The sequence below is a fragment of the Microcystis sp. LE19-41.2A genome, from assembly GCF_027530405.1.
Classification (GTDB): domain Bacteria; phylum Cyanobacteriota; class Cyanobacteriia; order Cyanobacteriales; family Microcystaceae; genus Microcystis; species Microcystis aeruginosa.
In genome coordinates this window covers 24,045-48,675 of the sequence record NZ_JAPZQJ010000430.1, presented here as the reverse complement: position 1 = coordinate 48,675, position 24,631 = coordinate 24,045, and the positions used below count along the sequence as shown (strand labels likewise).

25 protein-coding genes and 5 pseudogenes are annotated in these 24,631 nt (G+C 43.3%); 15 read left to right on the top strand and 15 right to left on the bottom strand.

Going from position 1 to position 24,631, the window contains the following annotated elements; genetic code table 11:
* Positions 1 to 158: 158 nt before the first annotated feature.
* The 3 genes and pseudogenes from O9290_RS18100 to modB form a co-directional block, all read right to left on the bottom strand.
* Positions 159 to 434, bottom strand: a pseudogene (locus tag O9290_RS18100) (zinc ribbon domain-containing protein); the annotation flags it as partial.
* A gap of 272 nt (positions 435 to 706) precedes the next feature.
* Positions 707 to 1,159: a hypothetical protein gene (locus O9290_RS18095; protein WP_288023290.1), complete on the bottom strand. Its 453-nt coding sequence runs from the start codon at positions 1,157 to 1,159 to the stop codon at positions 707 to 709.
* Positions 1,160 to 1,277: 118 nt separating this feature from the next.
* A complete protein-coding gene (gene modB, locus O9290_RS18090; protein WP_288059593.1) occupies positions 1,278 to 3,116 on the bottom strand; it encodes a molybdate ABC transporter permease subunit in 1,839 nt (612 codons plus the stop codon).
* 61 nt (positions 3,117 to 3,177) lie between these two features.
* Between modB and O9290_RS18085 the strand changes: the two genes are divergently transcribed.
* On the top strand, positions 3,178 to 3,327 hold the full coding sequence (locus O9290_RS18085) for a hypothetical protein (protein WP_288059595.1): 150 nt from the start codon (positions 3,178 to 3,180) through the stop codon (positions 3,325 to 3,327).
* Position 3,328: 1 nt separating this feature from the next.
* Here the strand turns inward: O9290_RS18085 and modA are convergent, their stop codons facing one another.
* Both modA and pyk read right to left on the bottom strand, forming a co-directional pair.
* Positions 3,329 to 4,126, bottom strand: coding sequence for a molybdate ABC transporter substrate-binding protein (gene modA, locus O9290_RS18080; protein ID WP_288023292.1), 798 nt, complete (start codon positions 4,124 to 4,126; stop codon positions 3,329 to 3,331).
* Between the two features lie 214 nt (positions 4,127 to 4,340).
* On the bottom strand, positions 4,341 to 5,762 hold the full coding sequence (gene pyk, locus O9290_RS18075; RefSeq protein ID WP_002758171.1) for a pyruvate kinase: 1,422 nt from the start codon (positions 5,760 to 5,762) through the stop codon (positions 4,341 to 4,343).
* A 208-nt stretch (positions 5,763 to 5,970) separates the two neighbouring features.
* Here pyk and bchM point away from each other — a divergent pair, with 208 nt between their 5' ends.
* The 5 genes from bchM to O9290_RS18050 all read left to right on the top strand — a co-directional run bounded on the left by bchM (position 5,971) and on the right by O9290_RS18050 (position 8,733).
* Positions 5,971 to 6,663 carry a magnesium protoporphyrin IX methyltransferase gene (gene bchM, locus O9290_RS18070; protein ID WP_288059597.1) on the top strand — a complete coding sequence of 231 codons (693 nt, stop codon included), beginning with the start codon at positions 5,971 to 5,973 and terminating at the stop codon, positions 6,661 to 6,663.
* A 3-nt stretch (positions 6,664 to 6,666) separates the two neighbouring features.
* Positions 6,667 to 7,434 (top strand): 3-methyl-2-oxobutanoate hydroxymethyltransferase, encoded by a 768-nt coding sequence (gene panB / locus O9290_RS18065; RefSeq protein ID WP_002758173.1) that lies wholly within the window; start codon positions 6,667 to 6,669, stop codon positions 7,432 to 7,434.
* Positions 7,427 to 7,921, top strand: coding sequence for a peptide-methionine (S)-S-oxide reductase MsrA (gene msrA / locus O9290_RS18060; RefSeq protein WP_002758175.1), 495 nt, complete (start codon positions 7,427 to 7,429; stop codon positions 7,919 to 7,921). The genes panB and msrA overlap by 8 nt, the downstream gene beginning before the upstream one ends.
* 51 nt (positions 7,922 to 7,972) lie before the next feature.
* A complete protein-coding gene (locus tag O9290_RS18055) occupies positions 7,973 to 8,281 on the top strand; it encodes a carbon dioxide-concentrating mechanism protein CcmK (protein ID WP_002732196.1) in 309 nt (102 codons plus the stop codon).
* A 104-nt stretch (positions 8,282 to 8,385) separates the two neighbouring features.
* Entirely contained in the window at positions 8,386 to 8,733 is a 348-nt protein-coding gene (locus O9290_RS18050) for a carbon dioxide-concentrating mechanism protein CcmK (protein ID WP_002733188.1), read from the top strand.
* 67 nt (positions 8,734 to 8,800) lie between these two features.
* On the opposite strand, the gene O9290_RS18045 is transcribed toward O9290_RS18050, so the two are convergent.
* The 4 genes from O9290_RS18045 to cbiT form a co-directional block, all read right to left on the bottom strand.
* Complete coding sequence (locus O9290_RS18045) at positions 8,801 to 9,127, bottom strand: coiled-coil domain-containing protein (protein ID WP_288059598.1); 327 nt, start codon at positions 9,125 to 9,127, stop codon at positions 8,801 to 8,803.
* A 78-nt stretch (positions 9,128 to 9,205) separates the two neighbouring features.
* Positions 9,206 to 10,723, bottom strand: a complete 1,518-nt coding sequence (gene cobA / locus O9290_RS18040) for a uroporphyrinogen-III C-methyltransferase (RefSeq protein WP_002758179.1) — start codon at positions 10,721 to 10,723, stop codon at positions 9,206 to 9,208.
* A gap of 53 nt (positions 10,724 to 10,776) precedes the next feature.
* Entirely contained in the window at positions 10,777 to 11,694 is a 918-nt protein-coding gene (locus O9290_RS18035) for a phosphatidate cytidylyltransferase (protein WP_272013528.1), read from the bottom strand.
* Between the two features lie 42 nt (positions 11,695 to 11,736).
* Entirely contained in the window at positions 11,737 to 12,327 is a 591-nt protein-coding gene (gene cbiT, locus O9290_RS18030) for a precorrin-6Y C5,15-methyltransferase subunit CbiT (protein WP_002732225.1), read from the bottom strand.
* Positions 12,328 to 12,797: 470 nt separating this feature from the next.
* Here cbiT and O9290_RS18025 point away from each other — a divergent pair.
* Positions 12,798 to 13,115 (top strand): annotated as a pseudogene (locus O9290_RS18025) (RNA-guided endonuclease TnpB family protein); the annotation flags it as partial.
* A 193-nt stretch (positions 13,116 to 13,308) separates the two neighbouring features.
* Positions 13,309 to 14,280: pseudogene (locus O9290_RS18020) on the top strand (RNA-guided endonuclease InsQ/TnpB family protein); the annotation flags it as partial.
* Between the two features lie 18 nt (positions 14,281 to 14,298).
* Here the strand turns inward: O9290_RS18020 and O9290_RS18015 are convergent.
* On the bottom strand, positions 14,299 to 14,751 hold the full coding sequence (locus tag O9290_RS18015; RefSeq protein ID WP_002758186.1) for an SRPBCC family protein: 453 nt from the start codon (positions 14,749 to 14,751) through the stop codon (positions 14,299 to 14,301).
* A gap of 104 nt (positions 14,752 to 14,855) precedes the next feature.
* On the opposite strand from O9290_RS18015, the gene O9290_RS18010 reads away from it, so the two are divergent.
* The 3 genes from O9290_RS18010 to O9290_RS18000 all read left to right on the top strand — a co-directional run bounded on the left by O9290_RS18010 (position 14,856) and on the right by O9290_RS18000 (position 16,596).
* Positions 14,856 to 15,218, top strand: coding sequence for a cupin domain-containing protein (locus O9290_RS18010; protein ID WP_002736559.1), 363 nt, complete (start codon positions 14,856 to 14,858; stop codon positions 15,216 to 15,218).
* Between the two features lie 5 nt (positions 15,219 to 15,223).
* Complete coding sequence (locus O9290_RS18005; protein ID WP_002758188.1) at positions 15,224 to 16,063, top strand: prephenate/arogenate dehydrogenase; 840 nt, start codon at positions 15,224 to 15,226, stop codon at positions 16,061 to 16,063.
* Between the two features lie 74 nt (positions 16,064 to 16,137).
* Complete coding sequence (locus tag O9290_RS18000) at positions 16,138 to 16,596, top strand: nitrate reductase associated protein (protein ID WP_002758190.1); 459 nt, start codon at positions 16,138 to 16,140, stop codon at positions 16,594 to 16,596.
* A 261-nt stretch (positions 16,597 to 16,857) separates the two neighbouring features.
* On the opposite strand, the gene O9290_RS17995 is transcribed toward O9290_RS18000, so the two are convergent.
* The gene (locus O9290_RS17995) at positions 16,858 to 17,049 is read right to left on the bottom strand and encodes a DUF2949 domain-containing protein (RefSeq protein WP_002758191.1); all 192 of its coding nucleotides are present in this window, start codon (positions 17,047 to 17,049) and stop codon (positions 16,858 to 16,860) included.
* Between the two features lie 271 nt (positions 17,050 to 17,320).
* Here O9290_RS17995 and O9290_RS28245 point away from each other — a divergent pair.
* Positions 17,321 to 18,298: pseudogene (locus tag O9290_RS28245) on the top strand (glycosyltransferase).
* A gap of 183 nt (positions 18,299 to 18,481) precedes the next feature.
* Here O9290_RS28245 and O9290_RS17980 read toward each other — a convergent pair.
* Positions 18,482 to 18,667, bottom strand: a complete 186-nt coding sequence (locus tag O9290_RS17980; protein ID WP_155120374.1) for a hypothetical protein — start codon at positions 18,665 to 18,667, stop codon at positions 18,482 to 18,484.
* Positions 18,668 to 18,773: 106 nt separating this feature from the next.
* Between O9290_RS17980 and O9290_RS17975 the strand changes: the two are divergent.
* From O9290_RS17975 to O9290_RS17965, 3 genes and pseudogenes are all read left to right on the top strand, one after another.
* Positions 18,774 to 19,109: pseudogene (locus O9290_RS17975) on the top strand (DUF4351 domain-containing protein); the annotation flags it as partial.
* Positions 19,110 to 19,179: 70 nt separating this feature from the next.
* A complete protein-coding gene (locus O9290_RS17970; RefSeq protein ID WP_043998970.1) occupies positions 19,180 to 20,652 on the top strand; it encodes a BCD family MFS transporter in 1,473 nt (490 codons plus the stop codon).
* Positions 20,653 to 20,766: 114 nt separating this feature from the next.
* Positions 20,767 to 21,204, top strand: a complete 438-nt coding sequence (locus O9290_RS17965; protein WP_012267829.1) for a pentapeptide repeat-containing protein — start codon at positions 20,767 to 20,769, stop codon at positions 21,202 to 21,204.
* A 319-nt stretch (positions 21,205 to 21,523) separates the two neighbouring features.
* Here O9290_RS17965 and O9290_RS17960 read toward each other — a convergent pair whose 3' ends face one another.
* The 3 genes from O9290_RS17960 to ltrA all read right to left on the bottom strand — a co-directional run bounded on the left by O9290_RS17960 (position 21,524) and on the right by ltrA (position 24,343).
* Complete coding sequence (locus O9290_RS17960) at positions 21,524 to 22,198, bottom strand: HAS-barrel domain-containing protein (protein ID WP_002759297.1); 675 nt, start codon at positions 22,196 to 22,198, stop codon at positions 21,524 to 21,526.
* Between the two features lie 2 nt (positions 22,199 to 22,200).
* Positions 22,201 to 22,395 (bottom strand): NAD(P)H dehydrogenase subunit NdhS, encoded by a 195-nt coding sequence (locus O9290_RS17955; RefSeq protein ID WP_288056687.1) that lies wholly within the window; start codon positions 22,393 to 22,395, stop codon positions 22,201 to 22,203.
* Positions 22,396 to 22,495: 100 nt separating this feature from the next.
* Positions 22,496 to 24,343, bottom strand: coding sequence for a group II intron reverse transcriptase/maturase (gene ltrA, locus O9290_RS17950; RefSeq protein ID WP_002763643.1), 1,848 nt, complete (start codon positions 24,341 to 24,343; stop codon positions 22,496 to 22,498).
* Between the last annotated feature and the right edge of the window lie 288 nt (positions 24,344 to 24,631).

Below are 24,631 nucleotides of genomic sequence, written 5' to 3'. Positions count from 1 at the left end.
AGTCTCCGAGCCAGTAGTCAGTAGTCAGGAGAATTAAGAATGAGCATTAATCAATTAAATGCTCTATTTGGTTATTTTATGCAATTTTATGCTTATTTTTCTCATTTTTGCCCTCTCAAAAATTAATTATGCAAGAACTCTATTAAACTTACTCAAATCTACTCATGAGCAAATTTGAAGCTAATTTCCTGCTTCAAGGTAGCAGTGTCGGCACTATCTACTCCCCAGGCTGACACGGTGGAACTCACCGCCAAAGAAGCTAGATTGAGACTAGCGTTCAAGTCTCTATCACAAACAAAAGAGCATTGTTCACAATCAAAAACTCTTTCGGATAAAGATAGAGACTCTTTTTTGTATCCACAATTGGAACAGATTTTGCTACTGGGGAACCATCTATCAGCTACGATTAACTCCGCACCATACAACTGATTTTTTTTGTTGGCTTTTGAAACTATTTCAATAACTTGAACCTCCTTCTGAAGTGCGGAATGTAGCCCTCTAAAATACCTCTGAGGGGGTTGCGGGCTTTTTCTTCTAATTTTTTACCCCGCACCCAAAGGACAGCACAAAATCCGAACCGCTTCCTTGCCTTTTTCCCATATCCTAACTACCAATATAACACTATTTCATTAATCAGAAAAATTACTTAAAAAACTCTGTGTCCTCTGGGTCTCTGTGGTGAGCAATCAATTACTCAATCGACACTTTAGACATCTTCCACTACTTTTACCATTCCTTCTCGACCAACTTCTCCTAACTTTTCTCCCCAAACCTCCCAGCAATCTTCACAGGATTTTCCTACTCGTTTTTTGACGTTAATTCGGTAATAAAAATGTGTTTCATTATCTCCCACTAATTCCCCTGAAAATATTTCCCAATTGGGACTAACTAACAGCAGGAGTTCGTTAATTGGATCGTAAATATCTACCTCTGGATGCGCTCTTTCGGCAATTCGTTTTAACTTGATATCTGGCAGATACATAAATTTAGGTTCACAGCAGGAATTAACCATCAGCCACAGACAACCTGGCCCCTCCACTCGGTAATTAACCCACGCGATTGATGATGCTATTTCTAACATTTCATCTGGCATTTCATCAGGAGTGGGTAAGTGTAAATCCACTCGCATTATCCAATCACAAGATTCCTTTTTAGCCATGATTTTATAACTCCATATATAACATTTTTACTAACTAATGACACGAGCGGGTATTTAACGGGATGGTCTGGGATTTTAGAAGCTCTATATCTGTCAGCACTTGATAAAAATTAACCCATTACTTTAATAATAATAAACGCTGGGGAGATAAAGTAACAGTCCAAGGCAAAGCTTGCTCCTTAATTTCTAACCATTTATCCTTATATAACTCTGCTTGGATATGAAAATCGCGGTCGTGGTTGGAGGGTTGATTAAGTTTCAGATAGAGAGTCACCCGATGGGGTCCTTCAATGGCATTAGCTAACCAACAGGTAAAAGTATTAATATCGCCTAAATCTCGACCAAAAATAATTTGATGGGCGCGAATTCCCGTATGAGCTAAATAGTCGGGAATTCCGGGGATGGTGTGTAATTTAACATCCCAATCAATGGCTTCCAATTGTTGATTATTAATGATAATAGCACGGGAAAAATTCTTACAGCCCGTAATCTTGGCCAAACTAACGCTATCTGGTCGCTCAAAAATTTTCTGTTTAGAATTATTAGCAATTGCCCGACCTTTTTCCATAACTAATAAATTCTCACATATTCGATAGGCTTCATCCATATTGTGGGTAACAAAAATTGTCACGCCATCGTAATTACTTAAAGTTTTGATCATCTGACGTTCTAATTGAGCGCGTAGATGGGTATCAAGGGCAGAAAAAGGCTCATCTAATAATAAAGCTTCCGGACGACTAGCTAAAGCGCGAGCGATGGCGACCCGTTGTTGTTGTCCCCCCGATAATTGATGGGGATAACGGTTTTCCATGCCGGGTAACTGCACTAATTCTAATTGGTTGGCAATCTGCTGTTTAATAACTTTTTTAGATAAGTTTTTGGGGAGACTAAAAGCGATATTTTCTGCCACGGTGAGATGGGGAAAAAGGGCATAATTCTGCACCACAAAACCGATACGACGCTGACGACTGGGGAGATTAATTCCCTTTTCGGAATCGAAGAGAATGCGCCCATTTAAGACAATACGACCCCTTGAGGGCGTTTCCACACCAGCCAGCGATCGCAAAATCAGGCTTTTTCCCGATCCCGAAGCCCCTAATAGTCCTAGGGGCTGATTTTGGCAGTTAAAAGTTACCGAGAGGTTAAAACCGGGTAAATATTTCTCTATATCGACAAATAAGCCTATTTTATCCCTATAATGCTGATTTTCAGCTTCTAAAAGGGCAAAATCGCGACCCCAACAGGGTGGCAGCCAGTCCTCCATCTCGTTAGGTTTGCTTTCTCCCGGTCGTCCTAATTGCTGTTTGCGTTGACTTTGCCAGAGATTAACGGCGATAATCCCCGATAGGGAGATTAATATGATAATAAACACCCATATCCAAGCCTCAGTCATCGCTCCTGCTTCCACAGCGAAGAAAATCGCCATCGGGATAGTTTGAGTTTGCCCCGGAATATTACCCGCTAACATCAAAGTCGCCCCAAATTCCCCCAAAGCGCGGGCAAAAGCTAGGGTTAATCCCGCTAATACTCCGGGGAAGGAGAGGGGCAAAAGTACGCGCCAGAATATTTTTCTCTCCGTCGCGCCCAGAGTGCGGGCAACCTGTAGGATGTTGGCATCCACCTGTTCAAAAGCCCCTAGGGTGGTTTTGTACATCAGGGGAAAAGCCACCACCGTCGCGGTGATAATGGCGGCATACCAAGTAAAAACGACGCGAAAGTTAAATAAGTCTAATAACTGTCCTAATAGTCCGTTTTTGCCGAATAGGAGCAGTAAAATGAAGCCTAGCACCGTCGGGGGCAAGATTAAGGGTGCGACGAAAACTCCCTCGATTAGGGATTTCCACCGTCCACGATAACCTAACATCCAATAAGCGGCGGCAATACCGAGAAAAAAGATGATTATCAGGGCAATGGTGGCGGTTTTCAGGGATATCCATAGGGGGGAAAAGTCTGGCATTTTTCAGGGGTCAGGGGTTGGGTTTTGGGGTTTTGGGGTTTTGGGGTTTTGGAGTGTTGGGGTGTTGGAGTGTTGGGGTGTTGGGGTTTTAGTTGAAATTCCCCACTACCCCACTTCCCCACTTCTCCACTTCTCCACTTCTCCACTTCTCCACTTCTCCACTTCCCCACTTCTCCACTTCTCCACTTCCCCACTTCTCCACTTCCCCTAAATTATCTGGCTATTCCGAAGCCGAATTTTTCAAAAATGTTTTTAGCGGCTGTGCTGGTGAGATATTGGGCGAAAGTCTTGGCAGCTTGCGGGTTTTTACTGGCTTTGATGACAGCTATCGGGTAAATAATCGGAGAATGGAGATTATTGGCAGCCGTAGCCACTACTTTTACTTGGTCGGAAATTTTGGCATCGGTGAGGTAAACAATGCCAGCATCGGCGTTACCAGTTTCTACGGCGGCGAGAACATTACGGACAGAGTTGGCCAAGACCAGTTTTGGTTTTATTTGCTCTAAAATGCCGAGATTTTTCAGAACTTCTTCGCTGTACTGACCGACGGGAACGCTGCGCGGTTCACCCACGGCAATTCTTTGGACATTACTGTTAGTCAGGGAACGAAAATCGCTGATTTTTAGGGTGGAATTCTTGGGAACGATTAAAACTAGGCGATTAGTGAGCAGGTTTCTTCTGGTACTTCTATCGATTAAACCAGCTTTTGCTAAAGCGTCCATTTGCTTAGTCGCGGCCGAGACGAAAACATCGGCCGGCGCACCTTGTGTAATTTGCTGTTGCAAAGCTCCCGACGCACCGAAGTTATAGTTAACTTTAATGTTGGCATGGGCTTTTTCAAACCCCGGCTTGATTTCTTCTAGGGCATCTTTGAGACTAGCGGCGGCAGAAACTAGAATTGTCTGGGTTTGTGCAGTGGCGATAGTAGAGGAAAAAAGGTTTATGTCTGGAGATAATAAGCAACTAAGGACAATTGAGCCGATAAAAGCCAGAAAATATCGTCTTTTCATCAAGATTGATAGCAAGCGATCGATATTTATACATCTATCACAACCAATCCACCGCCCGAAATCTGTATCTAGGGTTTGCGGCAAAAAGTTTTTCTTGGGGAAGTGGGGAAGTGGGGTGTAGGGTGTAGGGTGTGGGGTGTGGGGTGTGGGGAGAATAAATAGAAATAATCTCCTATCTCCTATCTCCTGTACCCTGACTCCTGAATCCTAGAACTTAGGGAATCCTGTGAATTTTGAGGAAATTGGTGCCTTTAGTTTTCTGCATGGGAATTCCCGCCATAATCAGGATTTTATCGCCCGATTGCGCTAGATTTTTCTGAAGCAGAATTGATTCCGTTTGCTTTAACACATCCTCAAAGACGGACACCTGATGATCAAGAAGAATCGGGATCACACCCCAGACTAGATTGAGACGGTGATAGACTCGTTTATTGGGAGTCATGGCAATGACGGGAACCGAGGGACGTTCCTTAGAAGCCAGTAGCGAAGTGTAGCCAGAGGTGGTAAAAGTGACAATATAACGGAGATCAAGGGTTTGATCGATCGCCACTAAAGCCTCACTGAGAGCGTGAGTTTCATCGGACTGATTGGGGGGAGCATTATCAAACTTCACATCCGCTTCCACATCATGGGCGATTTTGGCCAACATAGCCACAGCTTTGACGGGAAAATCTCCCACTGCTGATTCCCCCGATAACATCACCGCATCGGTTCCATCGATAATCGCATTAGCCACATCACTAGCCTCGGCCCGAGTCGGTCGGGGATTGTTAATCATGCTTTCTAACATCTGGGTGGCAGTGATGACGGGAATGGTTTTCATGTTGCAGAGTTTGATAATGCGTTTTTGCAACATGGGGACTTTTTCGGGACTTAACTCTACCCCCAAATCGCCCCGGGCCACCATAATTCCGTCACATTCCTCGATAATTGACTCCAAATTTTCGATCGCTTGCGGTTTTTCAATTTTAGCCATCACTGGCATATCCGCATGATTTCTCTCGGCTAAAAATGCCTTAATCGCTTTGATATCTTCTCCTTTACGAACAAAACTGAGGGAAACCCAATCAACCCCCTGAGAAAGACCAAATTCTAGGTCTTGTTTGTCTTTTTCGGTCATGGAAGGTAAGCGCAAATTGAGACGGGGTAGATTGACTCCCTTGCGACTCTTGAGAATTCCTCCCTCCAACACTTGACATTTTAGGTCTTTTCCGTTAATTTCAACGATTTTTAGCTCTAATAAGCCATCATCAAGGAGAATTTGCTCACCTAACTTGGCTTCCTCGGCCAGATAGGGATAATCGATCGAAACGGTGTTCGCTTCTCCCCGATACTCATCCATGGGTACAAGGGTGAGATAATCGCCGTCGTTGATGGTAATGGAACCATTGGGGAGATTACCAACGCGAATTTTCGGCCCTTGTAAATCTTGCAGGAGAGTGATAGGATTGTCTAATTCTTGAGAAATTTGCCGTAAAAGGGTAACAACTCTCGCATGATCTTCGTAGCTACCGTGGGAAAAGTTTAGCCGCGCTACATTCATCCCCGCACCGATCATCTGCTTGAGGACTTCTGGCGAATTACTCGCAGGGCCGATCGTGGCTACGATCTTAGTTCTATGGGTAATAATTGACATGGAACCCTTACTAATCAATCTTGGGACGATTACATGATATTCACTTTAGGTTAACTAAAAGTGAAGTGGAAAACAAATTAAGCTTTTGCACAGAGTTGCCATCGCTCCGGGTCCTTTCCTGACTGCTCAGGAATCAGCCCAGCGGCAACGGTTGGGATCTTTAAGGTAGGATAAACTAATAACCATCTCCGCTCGTTTAGATTTCGTTATGACCAACACATTAGACGATAAAGCCATAGTCAAGGACTATTTTAACGCCACAGGATTCGATCGCTGGCGCCGGATTTATGGGGATGGCGAAGTTAACAAAGTACAAAAAGATATTCGCATCGGTCATCAACAGACGATCGATACCGTTATTGGTTGGTTAGAAAGTGATGACAATTTGCCTAATCTCTCGATCTGTGATGCCGGTTGTGGAGTCGGTAGTCTTAGTATTCCCCTCGCTCAAGCGGGCGCAACTATTTTCGCCAGTGATATTTCTGAGAAAATGGTGACAGAAGCCAAGGAAAGAGCAGCCAAAGAGTTAGCAGATACCAGCAAACTCACCTTTGCCGTTCAAGATTTAGAAGCATTAACCGGCCAATATCACACGGTCATCTGTCTTGATGTTCTCATTCACTATCCCACAGAAGAAGCATTAGGAATGATTAAACACCTGGGAGCCCTAGCTCAATCCCGTTTAATCCTCAGTTTTGCCCCTAAAACCTGTTTATTAACCATTCTCAAGAAAATTGGTCAATTTTTCCCCGGTCCGAGTAAAACCACTCGCGCCTATCAACACAAGGAAAAAACTATTGTCGCCGCTCTCAACGAAAATGGCTTTAAAATTGAACGGACGAGTATGACTAGCACTCGTTTCTATTTTTCCCGTATCCTCGAAGCTGTCCGCAGTGAATAAATAATGGCAGTCACCACCAGCAAATTAATCGAGTGGAAACAGCAAAAACGCGCGATTGTCACCCTCACAGCTTGGGATTATCCGATCGCGCGACTGCTCGATCGGGCAGGAATTGATATTATCTTGGTAGGTGATTCCTTAGCTATGACCGCTTTGGGCTATCCTACCACTTTACCGATCACCCTAGAGGCGATGATTCACCACGCGGCGGCCGTGTCTCGTGGGGTAAAACAAGCTTTAGTTGTCTGTGATTTGCCTTTTCTCAGCTATCAGGAAAGTGTCAGTCAGGCAATTCACTCCGCCGGAAGGATGTTAAAGGAAGCGGGAGTGCAAGGGGTAAAATTAGAGGGAGGTTATCCCGCTATGATCGAGACTATTAGCCGTTTAACCGAGATAGGCATCCCTGTTATGGGTCATATCGGATTAACTCCCCAGTCAGTCCATCGGTTAGGATACCGTCAGCAGGGAAAAACTCCATCGGATGCACAAAGATTAATCGAGGAAGCTTTAGCCTTGGAGAAAGCGGGAGTATTTGCCCTGGTTTTGGAACATATTCCCGCCAATTTAGCCGCTACTATTACCGATAAATTGACTATCCCGACGATTGGTATCGGTGCGGGGGAAGATTGTGATGGTCAGGTGTTGGTAACGGCGGATATCCTAGGATTAACCGAAAAAGCTCCCCCTTTTGCCAAAGTTTATGCTAATTTAAGCGAAGCAATTACAAAAGCAGTGGTGGAATTTGCCAAGGATGTGAGGGGAAATGAATAGCGGCGAAAAAGCTACCTTTGGGGCCGGCTGTTTTTGGAAAACCGAGGACGCATTTCGGCGTTTACCTGGTGTTTTAGCGACTTCTGTGGGTTATATGGGGGGAAATTTCCCCAATCCTAGTTATCTCGATGTGTTATCGCGAATTACCGGTCATGCGGAAGTGGCACAAATTGCCTATAATCCCCAAGAGATAAGCTACGAGGCGTTATTAGCCGTTTTTTGGTCAATCCATGATCCGACTCAGTTAAATCGCCAAGGACCGGACAGGGGAGAACAATATCGATCGATTATTTTTTATCACACCCCAGAACAAAAGTTAATCGCCACTGCTGGCAAGCGTCAACTACAACTATCGGGAAAGTTTCAGCAGGATATCGTTACTTTGATCGAACCCGCAGGAGATTATTATCTGGCCGATCAGTCCCATCAACAGTATTTGGAGAAAAAACAGGCTCGATCGGTCGCGGATTTCCAGAAGAAAATATAAATACAGGTTCGGGGTATAATGTAAAGTTGCTTTCGCAGGAGATCAGGAAAAATGCCCGAGGCGGTCGGAGTCATTCAAACGTTGGGTTTTCCCCCCGTTTTAGCGGCGGCGGATGCCATGGTTAAAGGGGGACGAGTCACCCTAGTTTATTTTGATCTAGCGGAAAGGGGCGAATTTTTGGTGGCGATTCGCGGTCCGATTTCCGAGGTTAAACCAGCAGTAGAGGCAGGATTAGCGGCGGCGATGACCGCTTTTGGTGGTAATGTGGTCAGTCATTACATCGTACCGAATCCTCCAGAAAATGTACTGGCAGTTTTACCAGTGCAGCATACGCCTAAGTCAGACCGTTTTCGCAGTTAATTTCCCTAGCGATTTACCCCAAACTAGACTATAGTTAAAGACTGGAAAATAGATTGGATTCTATCAATTAAACTTATCTGATTTTTGTTATTAGGAGTTAATTTATGACAGCCCAACCCGCGGTGGGATCGATCGAGACCAAAGGTTTCCCCGGTATTCTAGCGGCCGCCGATGCGATGGTAAAAGCAGGACGGATCACGATTGTTGGCTATTTAAGGGCAGGAAGCGCCCGTTTTACCCTCAATATTCGTGGGGATGTACAGGAGGTAAAAACCGCTATGGCTGCCGGCATTGAAGCCGTCAATAAAACCGAGGGGGCAGCTTTAGAAACCTGGGTAATTATTCCCCGTCCTCATGATAACGTGGTGGCTATTTTACCGATCGATTATAGCGAGGCAGTGGAACCTTTTCGCGCCGCCGCCGACGGTGCGATGGCACCAATCCGTCGTTAATATTCAAGGTCAATTTTTTGTTACTGGTTGGAACTTGTCTAGTTCCAACTTAGTTTTTGATGATGATTTAAGTTTTAGTCAGAAAACCGAATTTGATCATTGCTGCAACAGTTGCACCGATAACAGTGACTATCAAAGCCCATATTTGAGCCGTTGCCCTTCCTTTCAAGTCTTTGACATCTTCTTTGATTTGGGAAACTTCGGTCTCTATTTTCGGCAATACTTCTAGTTTTGTTTCGATTCCCTTCAGGTTTCTGACATCCTCTTTGAGTTGGGAAACTTCGGCCTCTATTTTCGGCAATACTTCTAGTTTTGTTTCGATTCGCTCTAACCGATTGTCAAGTTTAGCGAGAATATCTTTTAAGTCAGTTTCAATGATAATAGGGTTACTCATGGGGAGATTCCTAGATTTTTATGGCTTTGTTTATCGTCAGGTTTGGGAATCGCCGTCTGTTTTACGGCGGCGAGGATCTCAGGTCTTACTCCACTCGATTAAAGCGCTAGTCAACCCTTCTAGGGTGTATTCTTGCGCCTCGATATCAACACGACCAAATAACTCTTGACAGGTTTTTGAAGTTTGCGGACCGATAGAAGCCAGACAAACTTTTTCTAATAGGGAATTAACCGATAATTCTGCCGTTTCTTGCAGCAATAACCGATAAAAATTCTGGACGGTTTTGGAACTGGCAAAGGTGACTATATCGACTTTCCCATCTCGAAACGCTTCCCAGATGCCCCTATCCATGCGTGCCGGACATCCGGAATAATATGCGGCCACTTCCGTCACCTGACCAGCTTTGGCCGTTAATTCCTTAACTAATATGTCTCTGCCTCCCGTTTCCACGCGAGGAAAGAGGAATTTTTGCCCCCTAATCGGGTCGGGAAACTCGTTTACCAAGGCATCGGCGACAAAATCCCCCGGGATAAAATCCGCTTTTAATCCCCGTGAGTGCAAAACTTGGCTGGTTTTTTTGCCCACCACGGCGATTTTTATGGTTGCTAAAGCCCTAGCATCTTTTCCCCAAAATGTCAAGCGATCAAAGAAAAAATTAACAGCATTGGCAGAAGTTAAAATCAGCCAATCAAACTCTTTTAACTGAGCGATGGCATCGTCTAAACCTTGCCAACGGTCGGGGGGACGAATCTCTAAAGCGGGCATTTCTAGGACTTCTGCGCCTTGATTTTGCAAAATTTCGCTAAATTGACTCGTTTGCTCGGCGGCACGGGTAATAACAATAGTTTTACCTCCTAGGGGTGGGGGAGAGGACATAATCGCCAGATCCACAACTTGACCAATGACCATAATAGAGGGTGAGAGGGACACCCCGGCGGTTTGAGCGAGAATATTTTCTAAAGTGCCGCGCCAAATTTGTTGATCCTTGCGTCCCGCCTGGCGGATAATAGCGATCGAGTCGTGAATATTCCGCCCATTTTGGCATAATTTCTCGATAATTTGCCCTAAAGACTGACCGGCCATCAATAGCACCAGTGTATCAATTTTAGCTAAAGCTGACCAATCGAGAGACTCGGGATCGTGAGCGCTCAAGACCGCAAAACAGCGACTAATATCCTTTTCCGTCAGGGGAATTCCGGCCAATAAAGGAGCGGCCAAAGCGGAGGAAATTCCAGTTATCAGTTCAAAATCACAGCCAGCCCGCTTTAGGGCCAACATTTCAGGATATACTCGCCCAAAAACCCCCGGATCACCACTTTTGAGCCGAATAACTCGTTTTCCCTCTTGACAATAATTAACCAATATCCGATTAATCTGATTTTGCTCGGCGCCGGGTTGTCCCCCCCGTTTGCCCACATCGACTAAAACACAGGTTTTCGGCACGAGGGAGAAGATTTGACTATCCACTAGGGCATCATACAGCAAAACCTCGGCCGTGGCTAAAATTGCTCGCGCTTGCAGGGTGAGAAAACTGCTCTGACCGATTCCCGCACCGAGAAGATAAACTTTACCCCGGGGATAGACGACTCCTGACATAATCGCAAATTTGGGTTTAATCTTGAATTTAGCACTGGAGAAGATACAAATTACTAACGCAACAAGGGCAGCAGTAAAGTGACGAAATAATATACTAGGGGAGCGGTGAAGACATAACTATCAGTGCGATCAAGTATACCACCGTGACCGGGGATTAACTGCCCGGAATCCTTGACCCCGGCATCGCGTTTCATCATCGATTCGGTCAAATCGCCCAATAAACTGACAATACCAATTAATAAGCCCAAAATTAAGCCCGTCAGCTGCCAATAGGGCCAATCTAAATACCAAGCACCCACCTCGGCCACCGCTATACTGCCAAGAATCCCAAAAAAGGAACCTTCCACGGTTTTTTTGGGACTAATCAGCGATAAACTGGTTTTCCCTAACCATTTTCCCATGATATAAGCTCCGATATCGGCGGCCCAAATGCAACCGAAAGCTAGAAAAGTCACCGTCAAAGCGGCCGGGAATAATTTCGGTTCCATCCACGATTCTGGCCAATATCCCATCAGGGGTAAGTTACTGGCCATAGCCACGGGACCACTTTCAGGAGAAAAACCGACCCGTAAACGAATCCAATAACTAGGTAAGTAACCACCATAAAACAGACCGAGAATTGAGGTGGAAATGTCGGCAATTGTCGCCATTTTGGGCTGAAAGAGCAGATAAAAACAAATTAACGCCCCAGCGAGGGGAAACATGGCATCGGTGAGGGGGGCTGCCATAGTTGCCGTCAGTAGTAATAATTGCGAAACTACGAGAGTGGTTTTAGCGGCCGGTTCAATGCCTTTAGCGCGAACTAAGCGAAAATACTCCAATTGTCCCAAAAAGACGATAACACCGATGCCGAGGGTGAAATACCAACCCCCAACGATAATAATTCCCAGTGCGAAGGCAATAGCAAAAATAGCGCTGACAATGCGTGGCCAAGGCATGGTTAATCCAGAGAAGTTAGGCGGCATTGTCATAATTATATAGATTAAGAAAACTTTATGGAAGGTTATCCCCAATTAAAGTTTATCGCCACTCAGGATGAACATGGGATCAACGGCGGCAAAAACTTGGTGAATACCCCTAGTTTCTAGGCGATTTACTGCCGCTTGGACAATCTCGATATTACGCGCCTGTAAATTAGAAAAGCCTTCGGAAAATTGATAGAGGGTTTCTAAATTATTGGCCGTAGCCACGATGCGGCCGTTGGGTTTCAGGTATTGCCACACTTCTTGCAGAACCGATTTAATCGGTTTGCCGCCCTCGATACAGACGCGATCGGGTGCTAGGGATATATTGGGCAGACAATCGGGCGCGCTGCCTTCAAAAACCGTAACATTTTTTACCCCAAAGCGATCGCAATTACGGCGGATTAAACTGGCCACTTCTTCATCCCTTTCAATGGCAATAATCGGACTATTGGGGCATAATAAGCCAATTTCAACGGGAATAGTGCCAGTTCCCGCCCCGATATCCCAGAAAACCCCCCCATCACCTAACCTCAAAGCGGAAATCATCAATAATCTCACCTCGCGTTTACTCAAGGGAATCCCGGGCAAACGTTCAAACAATTCATCGGGAATACCAGGGGTTTTATATAACCAAGTCATGGGGAATCAATTATTGAGAAGCTTCACTACCAAGCATTATTATATAAATTTGTCCAAGTTTCTTTATTAAGTAAACAGGGACTTTTCTAGTGGGACTTAGGCGTTTTCGGTCAGCAAAAAAGGCTCAAACCATTACGGGACAAAGGGTTAACCTCGATTGATGATTTTCCTTGATCTATCTGGGTTTCAGCGATTTTGGGCTTCTCGAAGTAAATCCCAAGCGGGGATTGGAGTTGAGGCTTTTCTCGATTTGTTTTTTGTCTAAGTCCCACTAGAGATAAAACCCTGATTATAGGAAACTATTACCGAAAATGTCGGATGAATGCCCCCGCTACATTTTTCAACAAGATACTCACCTTTGCGGGGGATGAAATCCGACCAGAATATCAACCCCAGAGCATCGGTTTAATTCTACCATCTGTGAGTAAACTGTGTTATACTTAACTTAGCCAATGGTCGAGAATTGTTAGATGCTAGTCGTAGAAGCCAAGTTAAAAAACGGGACACCAGAGCAATATCACCAGCTTGATGAAGCTATCAAAACTTCTCAGTTTGTGCGTAACTCTTGTGTTCGTTATTGGCTGGACAATCAAGGGACAACCCGCAATGATCTCCAAAAACTTTGTGCTGTACTAGCAGACAACAAAGAAACACCTTGGGTTAATAAATTAAACTCACAAGCACGTCAATCGGCTGCTGATAGAGCCTGGCAATCAATTAATCGATTTTACCAGAATTGTCATGCTAAGATACCGGGGAAAAAGGGTTTTCCTCGGTTTAAAAAACATAGCCGTTCGGTTTGTGTTATGCAATGGACGGGGGTTATAAGGGATGGAACCCTTATATAGAAGGGCATTTAGCGATTTTTTTCAATTGTTTTTGCTCTAGAGCGAACTAATCAATTAAGTCTCTTGCCAGATAAGGATTTAGTCGATTTATGCCCCCCTATCGAACCATACCAAGTAACGAAGAACCAAAAAACATAGCCGTTCGGTTGAGTATAAACTAACAGGCTACAAACTATCTGATAATCGACGTAAAATCAAGTTCACTGATGGTTTTAAAGCAGGGGAATTTGATTTATGGTGTAGTCAGAAAACCTTAGTTTATTATTCAGATCAACAGATTAAACGGGTAAGAGTTGTTAGACGTGCCGATGGTTATTATTGTCAGTTTTTGATTGACGTAGAACGGCAAGAATACCATAAACCAACGGGACAAATAACAGGAATTGACTTAGGGTTAAAGGAATTTTATACCGATGCCCAAGGTAATACTGTAGAGAATCCACGTTATTTAAGCAAGTCAGAAAAACGACTGAAAAAAGCACAAAGGAGATTATCAAAACGATTTCGTCAAGGAAAGAAACAGTCGAAAAACTATCACAAGCAACGGATAAAAGTAGCTAGGCTTCATCTTAAAGTATCAAGACAACGTAAAGACAAAGCGATTAAAGACGCTTTGGCGTTAGTCCAGTCTAATGATCTGGTAGTCTATGAAGCTTTAAAGGTAAGAAACTTAGTCAAAAACCGTAAGCTTGCCAAGTCGATTTCTGATGCTTCTTGGTATCAATTCACTCAATGGTTTGAATTTTTTGCCAAGATTTATCGGATTGTTTGTGTTGCTGTGCCGCCGCATTTCACTTCTCAAGATTGTTCAGTTTGTGGTACGCGAGTTCAAAAAACATTAAGCACTAGAACTCATCAATGTCCCAATTGTAAAACAGTCTTGGATAGGGATCATAATGCAGCCATCAACATTCTTAAAAAAGGGTTGAAATATTTGGGAAATCATCTCAACGGTACTGTTGGGCAAACAGAAACCGACCCAAACGCCTTGGGAGAGTCCGGCCTCTGGGTTTTCAGTGGAGACATTGAGAATCTAAGTTGTCTCGTCGAACAAGGAATTTCCGATAGTGATAGGTCAAGAATCCCCCGTCACAGCGTAGCTTGACGGTGGGAGTATGTCAACTCACCTTGGCGGCGTATTATTGACAATATTGAGAGCATAAAGGCGAAAACGCTCTAGATCGGCTTGCAGGGTTGATTCCACCACTCGACCGAGGAAAAGATTATCCATCAATTTTCCTAACCAACCTGGTATAGCATAGGCTGCTGTCAGTCGCACAATACTCCTACCATGACGGTCATAAAAACGAATTGCCCCGCGGTTAGGCAACCCGTCCACGGATTCCCATTGAATCATCTGGTGGGGGACAATTTTCAGTATCCGTGACAACCAAGTAAATTCTAGACCACCACTGGCTAACTTCCAACGGGAAAGCTCTGGCTCCTCCTCTAGAATTTTCACCGATTCGATCCATTTCATCCACTGGGGCATTTGTTCTAAATCTGACCAGAGAGCCCAAACCAGATCGATCGGCGCGTCCACTTCTACCTGTACACTATGTTCTAACCAAGTCATTCGTTAATTCTGGCGATGCTGAATATTTCTATGATAACGGCTATTAGTCTTTAGCTTTTGACTCAATGATAAAATAAAAACAATCTTCGAGGTTTAATTTTACTATGTTAATCAGAAAACTGCTCGAATGTGAGGAATTCATCGCCGGTGATCATACCCGATTGCGCGAGTTATTGCATCCCGATAAACAGCCGTTAAATCTACGTTATAGTTTAGCCCACGCCTGGGTAGATGTGGGGGAAACTTCTACTCCCCACGCTTTAAAAACTGCGGAAGTTTATTATATTTTGCAAGGACAAGGGGAAATGCACATCGATGAGGAAGTGCAATTAGTGACTGTCGGTGCTGCCATTTATATACCTCCTCTAGCTAAACAATATATTCATAATTGTGGGGAGGAACCCTTAATTTTCTTGTGCATTGTCGATCCTGCTTGGCGACTAGAAGACGAAATTATCTTTGAGTAAACCTAATGAATATTGGCATTATTGGACTGGGTTTAATTGGTGGTTCCTTGAGCTTAGATTTCCGCTCACAAGGTTATAAAGTTTTGGGAGTTTCTCGTCAACAATACACCTGTGATATCGCTGTGCAAAAAGGAGTTGTAGATGAATCTAGCACCAGTTTAGAATTATTAGCTACTGCCGATTTAATCTTTATCTGTACTCCTATACATTTAATTGTGCCAACTTTGGAAAAATTAACTCCCTATTTAAAAACCCAAACCATTGTCACCGATGTGGGATCAGTTAAAGGGGTAATTGTAGCCAATTGTGGCCAATTGTGGCCAAATTTTGTCGGTAGTCATCCTATGGCTGGGAAAACCGAACAGGGAATTAATGCGGCACAATGTGGTTTATTTGTCAATGCCCCATATCTGATTACTCCCCTTGAATCTACCCCTAACTTTGCCGTGGAAATCTTAACTGAAATCGTGCAGAAATTAGGCTGTAAAATTTATTATTCCTCCCCCGAAGAACACGATCGAGCCGTGGCATGGATTTCCCATCTGCCAGTAATGATTAGTACCAGTTTAATCCAAGCTTGTGCGAAAGAACAAGACCTGAATATTCGAGAATTAGCGGAAAATTTAGCTAGTTCTGGTTTTCGCGATACCAGTCGCGTCGGTGGTGGCAATCCCGAATTAGGTTTAATGATGGCTAAATACAATCGTCAAGCTTTATTGATATCCTTGACAAATTATCGGCAAAATCTTGATCAAATTGTTGACTATATTGCAGGAGAAAAATGGCAGGAAATAGAGGAAATTCTCGTTTCTAGTCATCAATATCGAGCCAAGTTTATTCAATAAAAATACCATTTTGCCCAGCAATTATACCCTGGTGCTGTATTATAGATTTATCCTCAGTAAACCAAGGCAATAATATGAACACCTTTTTTGACTTTGAATCCGAATTTGTTGACTCCTTACGTTGCATACCGATGGCCGTGAGAATGAAACTAGATACCTGTGGAGTTAAATTAAAATTATCCCATTGGATGCAGTTAACTCAACCAGAAAGAATGGTATTAGTTAATATGGCTTGTACGACGGCAGCAGAAGCCAAAATCTATCGAGATTTTCTGCAAAAATTAATCGCCGAAAAAACTGGCAATCCCCCGGAAGAACTAGCAATAGATCCCGATCCTGCTTGGCTAGATGATAGCCAGATTCCCGATACAGTCCGAGAAAAAGCTAGAGAATTCCAGATCGAAATTAGTTTAGAACAATGGCAAAAATTGCCACCATCCCAACGGTTTGCCCTGATTAAACTCAGTCGTCCGGGTCATGAAAATCTCAACTTCTATCCGGCCCTGAAAGAGTTTCATATAGTCGATGCCTAACTCAAGAACCTATGGTATATTAAGTTTGTTTCTACCTTACTTTGGCGAGAAATTAGTATTTTATACCAGATCAATCTCGAATTAAAACGGGGGGAAATAGCGGCTGATAGCTGGTTTAATTAGTCCCAGCAAAGGTGAGATTTTCTGCTAGGGCAAACCTTAACGGGACTTAATAAATAAATTGCAGGAACTCGCTGCTCTGGAACTTGGTCAATTCTCTTAATAAAAATGATAATTAATGAGCATATTCTTGGAAAATAATTATACAGTTTCCATCCAGTCAAAAACTTGATTCAATTGCGACAAATCGATTAAACCGTACTGCCATAAAACCATCGGCAAAGAACCCACCGATGCTTCACAGAGACGCACAGCCATATCGAAGGAACGGGGAGAAATTGCTAATTTTTCCAAGAGGAAAGTGCGGAGTTGTTTTTGTTGATGAGCTTCCATGATGTAAGGATCATTGGTAATGATAATCGGATTATTGAATAACTTATCCTCTATTAAAAAGAGATGCTTCCCTCACGGGGATCACCCAATTGGGTGATTTTGTCCACCAATCGGAATAATTTAAGAATTTATCCATAATATGTCCTACTGTCCCGAAATTGCTAGTAGGGATATCAACACTTCCTTTACTTAGAAAAACGAGAAAGGGGAACTTTTGGGATAAGCTATTGATAACCTAGTTTTTTGCTCGAGTAGGAGAGAATTTCCCTCAATGAGTCATGTTCCTCAAGTTTCCGTGATTATTCCTTGCTATAATTAAGGTCGCTATCTTGATGATGCGATCACATCTGTTTTAGTGCAAACATACCAAAACTTTGAAATCCTGGTCGTTGATGATGGATCCACAGAACCAGAAACCATCGAGATTTTACAAAATTATCAACAGCCAAAAACCTGGATCATCCGCACAGAAAATCAAGAGGTTGCCACAGCGAGAAATCTAGGAATTGCCCAAGGGCAAGGAACCTATATTCTTACCCTTGATGCTGATGATAAAATTGCCGATTCCTATCTAGAAAAAGCGGTTGCTTTGCTAGAAAGTAATGAGCAATTAGGTATAGTTTATTGCGAAGCGGAATATTTTGGCGATAGACAAGGAATTTGGCCGCTGCCTGAGTATAAATTTCCCGATATATTAGTAGATAATATAATATTTTGCTCCGGTTTATTTCGGAAATCTGATTGGGAAACTGTGGGCGGCTATAATACTAATTTAATTTATGGTTGGGAAGATCACGATTTTTGGTTATCTCTGATCGAATTAGGTCGAGAAGTCTATCGTATCCCAGAATTGTTATTTTTCTATCGACAAAAAGCTGATTCTATGAGTCGCTCAATGACCGCAGAACACTAGATCTATTCCTACACCCAACTTTTTTATAATCATCCCCAACTTTACTCCCAAAATATCCAAGCCATTTTTACTGCTTTAGTCACCTTAAGAGTCGATATATTCGCTCAGTTGGAACGGGCTAGAGAACGAATTAAACAATTAGAAATCCATGGACAAGAATTGCAACAAGAATTGCAAAAAACCCAATTGGATTATCGAGAAAGAGACGAGGAATTACAAAAAGCTGACAGTAAAATAGCCGCCATGGAAAAAAGTAAATTCTGGCAAATGAGAAGAGTTTGGATTAAAATGCAAAAATTGCTAGGTTTGCTGGAAAAAGACCCAATTTATTCCTAAGGGAACTTCAACGCTAAACAAAGATCGAATCGATTATAATCATTACAGAGTAAGCACTTGACGATTTGACTTCTGGATCACGGTGCCAAGATTTAGATCGTCGATAATTCCTCGCAGGTTGGCGATTCCTCTCTGTTTCATGGTTTCTTCTAGTTCTTTACTTTCGGTTTCCCAGTATTGAGTCTATTTTAGTCGGTCTTTGGGGTTGTAGATTTTGGCATCGGGGAGGACAATGGGGAAGATGGGATCGTAGAAATCTCCATTTTTTGCGATCTCGATTAACTCGAACATACAGTTACAGGAAAATGGATAATACAATAGGAAAATCTTGGCCAAAGTAGCCACAAAAATTGATAAGTAGGGAGGCACAATTATTTGTAGGATGGGTTAGCGGTAGCGTAACATAATCGGGCGTTGGGTTTCATGCTTCAACCCAACCTACGTTCATCTTATATTTAATTCCACCCACCTACTTAATATCAAGGGTAGAACTGAAAAAAGCAATTTAGCCGCCGCTACAGCAATTCTGGCGGGGTTAGTATTAAGTAAGGAAATCATCAGAAGCTTATTAAGAGAAGAAATTATGGGCGAATCAGTCATTGATCAGGACATCCAAGAAAAAGGAAGACAATCAGAAGCGGTTTCTTTGATTCTACAACTACTTAACCGTCGTTTAGGTGAAATATCCTCAACTTTAAGCCAACAAATCCAAGAACTATCCCTAGAACAATTAGAAACTTTAGGAGAAGCGCTGCTCGATTTTACCAGCTTGACAGATCTGACCACTTGGTTATTGGACACAGAAACTTAAATCCCCAGAAGATGTCTGCTCGTCCTGCGTTAAATTTTTAAATACTGGCTTTTTTTGTATTGATTTAACCATGGCTACCAGCGATATCTCCAATTCTACTCACTCATCCCCAAAACCCCTGCCAAAACTGGGACTTTTCACCATGTTTCGCTTAGGACTCTTTCAGATGGGACTAGGTATTATGTCCCTGCTGACTTTGGGGGTTCTCAATCGGATTATGATCGATGAGTTAAAAGTTTTACCCTTTCTTGCCGCAGCTGCGATCGCTATGCACCAGTTTGTTAGTCCAGCACGCATCTGGTTTGGGCAAAGATCCGACGGTAAAACTATTTTTGGTCATCATCGCAGCGGTTATGTCTGGATTGGAGCGGCAGTTTTTACCGCTTTAGCTTTTGTTGCTTTGCAGGTAGTCTGGCAATTGGGACTTAGTATTCAAACTTCGGGATGGAATACCATTTCCTACGCCTGGATTGCCCTCTTGGCCTTAATTTTCGCCCTCTACGGACTCGCTTTAAGCGCCAGTTCTACCCCTTTTGCTGCCCTCTTGGTGGATGTGTCCGATGAAGATAATCGATCGCAATTAGTTGCTATAGTTTGGTCAATGCTGATGGTGGGAATCGTCGTCGGGGCGATCGTTAGTTCTCGTTTGCTGGATACTCCCAATATCTGCGGTACAAATATTTTGACCTATGATCCGACTCAATCAGCCCCTATAGCCAATATTCCGCAGCTACAGGCGAGTATTAACCCCGTGTTCGCGATTATGCCCGCTATCGTTTTCGTTCTCTGTATTTTAGCGACTTTTGGCGTAGAAAAAAAATATTCTCGTTTTAGTAGCCGGTCCACTCTTGTGCAAAGAGAGGATCAAATTACCTTTAAAGATGCCCTACAAGTTCTCACCGCTAGTCGGCAAACCGGTTTATTTTTCACCTTTCTGCTGATGATGACTTTGAGTTTATTTATGCAGGATGCAATTATGGAACCCTTTGGCGGCGAGGTTTTTGGGATGTGTATCGCCCAAACCACCCAATTGAACGCTTTTTGGGGAACCGGAACCCTTTTTGGTATTGCTGCCACGGGATTTATGCTCATTCCCCGCATCGGTAAACAAAAAACCACTAAATATGGCTGTATTTTTGCAACAATTTGTTTTATTCTCTTGATTTTTGCCGGCTTTTCTGCTAACCAAAGTTTATTAAAATCAAGCTTGCTCTTTTTCGGTTTAGCTTCGGGAATGATTACCGCCGGAGCTACCAGTTTAATGTTAGATTTAACCGCCGCCGAAACCGCAGGAACTTTTATCGGCGCTTGGGGATTATCACAAGCGATCGCACGGGGATTGGCCACGGTTTTAGGGGGTACGATTTTAAATATCGGTAAAGTTGTCTTTTCTAGTCCGGTTTTAGCCTATGGCTTAGTTTTCCTCGTGCAAGCATTGGGAATGATCCTGGCAGTTTGGTTATTAAGTCGCGTCGATGTCAAGGAATTTAAGGAAAATGCCCGAGCAGCGATCGCAACAGTCATGAAAGGAGAGATCGACTAGCAAAAGCAAGTAAAAGTGAGATAACAGGAGAATTAGCCCGATCGGGGGAAGTTGGTTAGCAGCTTTTTTCCTATCCTAAAAGTAGAGAAGAAAACGAAAGAGGAGGCGAAAACGATGAAAAGGACTTTAATGATTGCCCTAGGTTCCCTAGCCTCCTTACTGCTGATTAACCCCGTCGGTGCGGAAAATCCTCAACAGGTACAACAGTTATTGAATACGCGGGAATGTCCGGGCTGTGATCTCCGCGGTGCTGATTTAAGAGGGGCGCATCTAATCGGTGCTGATTTGAGAAAAGCGAATTTACAAGGAGCTAATCTAGAGGAAGCTAACTTAGAGGGCGCGGATTTGACGGATGCTAACCTAGAAGGCGCAAATTTGACCGCAGCTTTTCTGACTAATGCCAGTTTCAATCAAGCTGATCTCGATGGAGTCAATTTCACCAGTGCCGTGATTTATGATGCCGATGTGACAGGTGCATCGATGGAGAGAATTAACTTGACAAATGCTCAGATTTATGGTACTGGCATCGCTGTGGGTGGTGGCAATCCCTAGATAGGGCGGGCTGAATGAATCTAAAAACCTGGCGTTGTCAAATTGAAAGATGCTCCGAATCAGCACCGGAACTGAAATTACTTTGATAGGAAAGATTACATGGCATCTTGACAATTAGTGTTTAATGAACGAATAGTGCCGATAGTTGGGCTTAAGTGGGGAACAAGAGTCGCTCGATTTAGCAGTGGAATTAGCCCTACAATCGGCGTAGGGCTAATTCATGAATTAGCCCTACAATCGGCTTTGTCAAATGGAAAGATGCTCCGAATCAGCACCGGAGCATTGCATCTTTCCTCTTCTGATCTGACAACGCCATCATCTAAGGACTAATATGAATTTGACTGAGAATATAACGCAAGCGATCATAATCATCCTTAAGTAAAACACTTAACTGTCTGCCCACATTCACTAACCATTGTCGATCGGCTTGACGCAATTGATACATCTGACGGATAGAAGCAGCTGCCAAAGCTTCCACGGGAGTATTCTTGACCTGTAATAAAATTCGTAAAAAGTCTAATTGTTCACTAAAATAAACCACTTCTAACGACTCACATTGATAAACTGCCTGATGAATTTGTGGAGGCCGGGGAGGAATATATTGATAGATATAACCTCGCCCGGCACCATTGCCATTAAATTGTCCAGGCAGGGTTTCAAAACCGACAATAGTTGCCCGAAATTCCGTTTTTAACATAGCGAAAATCTGCGGCTGTTGTTCCCGCAATTCAGCCAAAGATAACCCCAAAGCTCTAGCGCGATGTACCGAATCGATGGGTGCAGTGGTGGCAAAGGTGACAATCCCAAAAATCTTATTACCCGTTTCTTCATCGTAGGCTTTTACCCAACTACCAAAAGCGGGCATAAAAGGAAAGTTTAACTCCTCTGGTTCCAAACATTGCGCTAAAAACTCGGTCGTCGTCGTCTCGATAACTTCGGCGATATGATCGGGATGGCGGTTATCCGTGGCCAATTGCGGTAAGGGTGGACGCATGGTTATTTTTTGCCTTTAGCCGGGGCAATAATTACTTCTTCTAATTCCGAGAGATTAAAGGCAACTAACTTATCCCAGTTGCCCCCCTCAAAAAGAACGGCCACTTTCCCATCGCTTAAACGCTGGGCTAAACCTTCAAATTTATAGTAGGTATCATCGGGATTGGTGACTCGAACGGTACTACCTGGCAAAATCATAGGATTGACGACGAAATTATAATATTAGGGGTCGAGAAGGTCGTCACCGACCTCCCCTCCCATTCAGAACCGTGCATGAGACTTTCACCTCACACGGCTCCTAGTTTGACTGTTCCCTTGTTAAGGATACAGCTTGACTTCCTTTGGTTAACCTTGTATTATCTAGTTTGACTTCTGAAATTGTCAAACCAGATGATTTTAGGCTTCCATCAGATGCCGATTTATCATCGTGACAGTGGCGGTGTAGTAATTGAAGGTTCTTATATTCATCCTTTCCGCCTAAGCTGAGAGGGTGAATGTGGTCAACTTCAATTAAATCCGATGGGGTGAAATACTGCCCACATCGGCTACACTTGCCTTGTTGCTTCTTAAGTAGTTTGGCTACTCTTGTCGGTGTGTCGATTGCTTGTCCTCTTCTGGTTGCCCAGTAGGTCCAATTTCCGTCGTAAGGTGAAGTTTCGGGGCGTACTAGGGTATGTCTGACATTTGGTGTCCAATTATGTTTCCATAGATAGAGACCATCTTTGGTTTGAAATAACCAAGATTCGTGTCTTTCTTTCCCATTGCTGAGTTTAACTGTACCCGGTCTAAAGTAGTTTCTCAGCTTTTCGTGGTTCGCTTTACCGCATCTTGATACTGTCCATGCCCTTAACATTAACCAGATTGTATTGTCTAGTTTATTGAAGGTATCCATAGATACTACTCCTGAGTAGTAGTTAGCCCAACCTCTAATGATTGGGTTTAAGTGACTAATCAGGGCTGATTGAGGTGCTGTTTTGTGTTTTTTGATTACACCTTTAATCGCTTCTGTGTGGGCTTTAACTGCTTTTTGGTTGGGTTTGATGTGGGTTTTGTGACCAATTAATTGGCTTCCTCTCCCTCCTGTTTTCCCAGATTTGTACTTTCCTGTTGGATATTGTCTGATATTGAATCCTAGAAAATCAAAACCGGGTTCTTCTGTTTTCCCATTGTACTCAATGGGGTTGAGTGTATGACACACTCTGGTTTTTTCTGGTTTGAGTTCTAGTCCTATCGGTTTTAACCATTCAGAAATGGCAGTTTGGCACTGTTCAATGATTTCGAGTGATGGTGAAATTACTACAAAATCATCGGCGTATCTTATTAGAACAGCTTGAGTTTTACTACCCTTTTTGGGGAATAGTGTTTCGATTAATCTTGCCATTCCATCCAGTGCGATGTTAGCAAGTAGTGGACTTATTACCCCTCCTTGTGGTGTCCCTGTTTCTGTTTCTTCAAATACGCCGTTATCCAAGACTCCTGCTTTGAGCCATTGTTTAATGTCTTTCTTTAGGGAGCTTGGACAATGAATCTTTGACAGTAGGAAGTTGTGATTAATTCGGTCAAAACACTTGGCAATATCAGCATCTAATACGAAGTAGCTACTTTTATTGATGGTTGTAAATATTCTGGCGATTGCATCATGGGAAGACCTTCCGGGTCGAAAACCGTAGCTGGTTTCTTCCATTTTTGACTCCCATTCTGGTTCGAGTGCCGATTTAATCAACGCTTGTCTAGCTCTGTCTTTGATGGTTGGTATTCCTAGTGGACGTTTTTCATCCCTGCCTGGTTTAGGAATCCATACTCTTCTTAACGGTTTTGCTTTAAGTGTTCCCTTGATTTCTTCGGTTAGATTTAGCCTTTGCTCTGGGGATATTGCTATCACTCCATCGACTCCTGCTGTTTTCTTTCCTTGATTATCTTGGGTTACTTTGCGAACTGCTAATAGACGGGCATAGTATGATTTCACCAATAGACGTTGCAACCTTCTAACCTTTGCATTCTGTCCCGATTTAGCCGCTTGGTATATTCTCTTTTGGAGCTTGAAAACATATCTTTGGATTTTACCCCAGTTGATAGCTTTCCATACATTCGTAGTCTTAGTGGTTTTCGGTTTCCCGAACCCTTTACCTTCTCTCGATTTCGTCATATAGACTCCTACTAGACTCTATCCTTACAATCAAACCGTAACCTGTTAGCATATCCTGACTATTACCGTCAGGCGTTGGCTTTTGGTTACATCTCACACCCTTGAAGGCTTGCGCTTACACTTGTCACTACTGGGTATTTCGACCGATACTCAGAGCCTGAAAGGGCTTATCACGTTCCGTTTATATGGGCATTCCATCTTTAGATTTGTCCTATCCATCGGGGTACTTTTAAAGGTCTGTGTAAGTGAGTTAGTAAATTCCTTACTTTTCCCCTTGTTCTTTTGAAC

What these genes read in the sequence shown, in the direction of transcription:
- panB (WP_002758173.1), top strand. Translation starts at nt 6,667, where the DNA reads ATGGCAGTCACCACCAGCAAATTAATCGAGTGGAAACAGCAAAAACGC.
- modB (WP_288059593.1), bottom strand. Translation starts at nt 3,116, where the DNA reads ATGCCAGACTTTTCCCCCCTATGGATATCCCTGAAAACCGCCACCATT.
- O9290_RS17965 (WP_012267829.1), top strand. Translation starts at nt 20,767, where the DNA reads ATGAAAAGGACTTTAATGATTGCCCTAGGTTCCCTAGCCTCCTTACTG.
- O9290_RS17960 (WP_002759297.1), bottom strand. Translation starts at nt 22,198, where the DNA reads ATGCGTCCACCCTTACCGCAATTGGCCACGGATAACCGCCATCCCGAT.
- msrA (WP_002758175.1), top strand. Translation starts at nt 7,427, where the DNA reads ATGAATAGCGGCGAAAAAGCTACCTTTGGGGCCGGCTGTTTTTGGAAA.
- O9290_RS18095 (WP_288023290.1), bottom strand. Translation starts at nt 1,159, where the DNA reads ATGGCTAAAAAGGAATCTTGTGATTGGATAATGCGAGTGGATTTACAC.
- O9290_RS18035 (WP_272013528.1), bottom strand. Translation starts at nt 11,694, where the DNA reads ATGACAATGCCGCCTAACTTCTCTGGATTAACCATGCCTTGGCCACGC.
- pyk (WP_002758171.1), bottom strand. Translation starts at nt 5,762, where the DNA reads ATGTCAATTATTACCCATAGAACTAAGATCGTAGCCACGATCGGCCCT.
- O9290_RS18050 (WP_002733188.1), top strand. Translation starts at nt 8,386, where the DNA reads ATGACAGCCCAACCCGCGGTGGGATCGATCGAGACCAAAGGTTTCCCC.
- ltrA (WP_002763643.1), bottom strand. Translation starts at nt 24,343, where the DNA reads ATGACGAAATCGAGAGAAGGTAAAGGGTTCGGGAAACCGAAAACCACT.
- O9290_RS18010 (WP_002736559.1), top strand. Translation starts at nt 14,856, where the DNA reads ATGTTAATCAGAAAACTGCTCGAATGTGAGGAATTCATCGCCGGTGAT.
- O9290_RS18000 (WP_002758190.1), top strand. Translation starts at nt 16,138, where the DNA reads ATGAACACCTTTTTTGACTTTGAATCCGAATTTGTTGACTCCTTACGT.
- O9290_RS18045 (WP_288059598.1), bottom strand. Translation starts at nt 9,127, where the DNA reads ATGAGTAACCCTATTATCATTGAAACTGACTTAAAAGATATTCTCGCT.
- O9290_RS18055 (WP_002732196.1), top strand. Translation starts at nt 7,973, where the DNA reads ATGCCCGAGGCGGTCGGAGTCATTCAAACGTTGGGTTTTCCCCCCGTT.
- O9290_RS18005 (WP_002758188.1), top strand. Translation starts at nt 15,224, where the DNA reads ATGAATATTGGCATTATTGGACTGGGTTTAATTGGTGGTTCCTTGAGC.
- O9290_RS17955 (WP_288056687.1), bottom strand. Translation starts at nt 22,395, where the DNA reads ATGATTTTGCCAGGTAGTACCGTTCGAGTCACCAATCCCGATGATACC.
- cobA (WP_002758179.1), bottom strand. Translation starts at nt 10,723, where the DNA reads ATGTCAGGAGTCGTCTATCCCCGGGGTAAAGTTTATCTTCTCGGTGCG.
- modA (WP_288023292.1), bottom strand. Translation starts at nt 4,126, where the DNA reads ATGAAAAGACGATATTTTCTGGCTTTTATCGGCTCAATTGTCCTTAGT.
- O9290_RS17970 (WP_043998970.1), top strand. Translation starts at nt 19,180, where the DNA reads ATGGCTACCAGCGATATCTCCAATTCTACTCACTCATCCCCAAAACCC.
- cbiT (WP_002732225.1), bottom strand. Translation starts at nt 12,327, where the DNA reads ATGACTTGGTTATATAAAACCCCTGGTATTCCCGATGAATTGTTTGAA.
- O9290_RS17995 (WP_002758191.1), bottom strand. Translation starts at nt 17,049, where the DNA reads ATGGAAGCTCATCAACAAAAACAACTCCGCACTTTCCTCTTGGAAAAA.
- bchM (WP_288059597.1), top strand. Translation starts at nt 5,971, where the DNA reads ATGACCAACACATTAGACGATAAAGCCATAGTCAAGGACTATTTTAAC.
- O9290_RS18015 (WP_002758186.1), bottom strand. Translation starts at nt 14,751, where the DNA reads ATGACTTGGTTAGAACATAGTGTACAGGTAGAAGTGGACGCGCCGATC.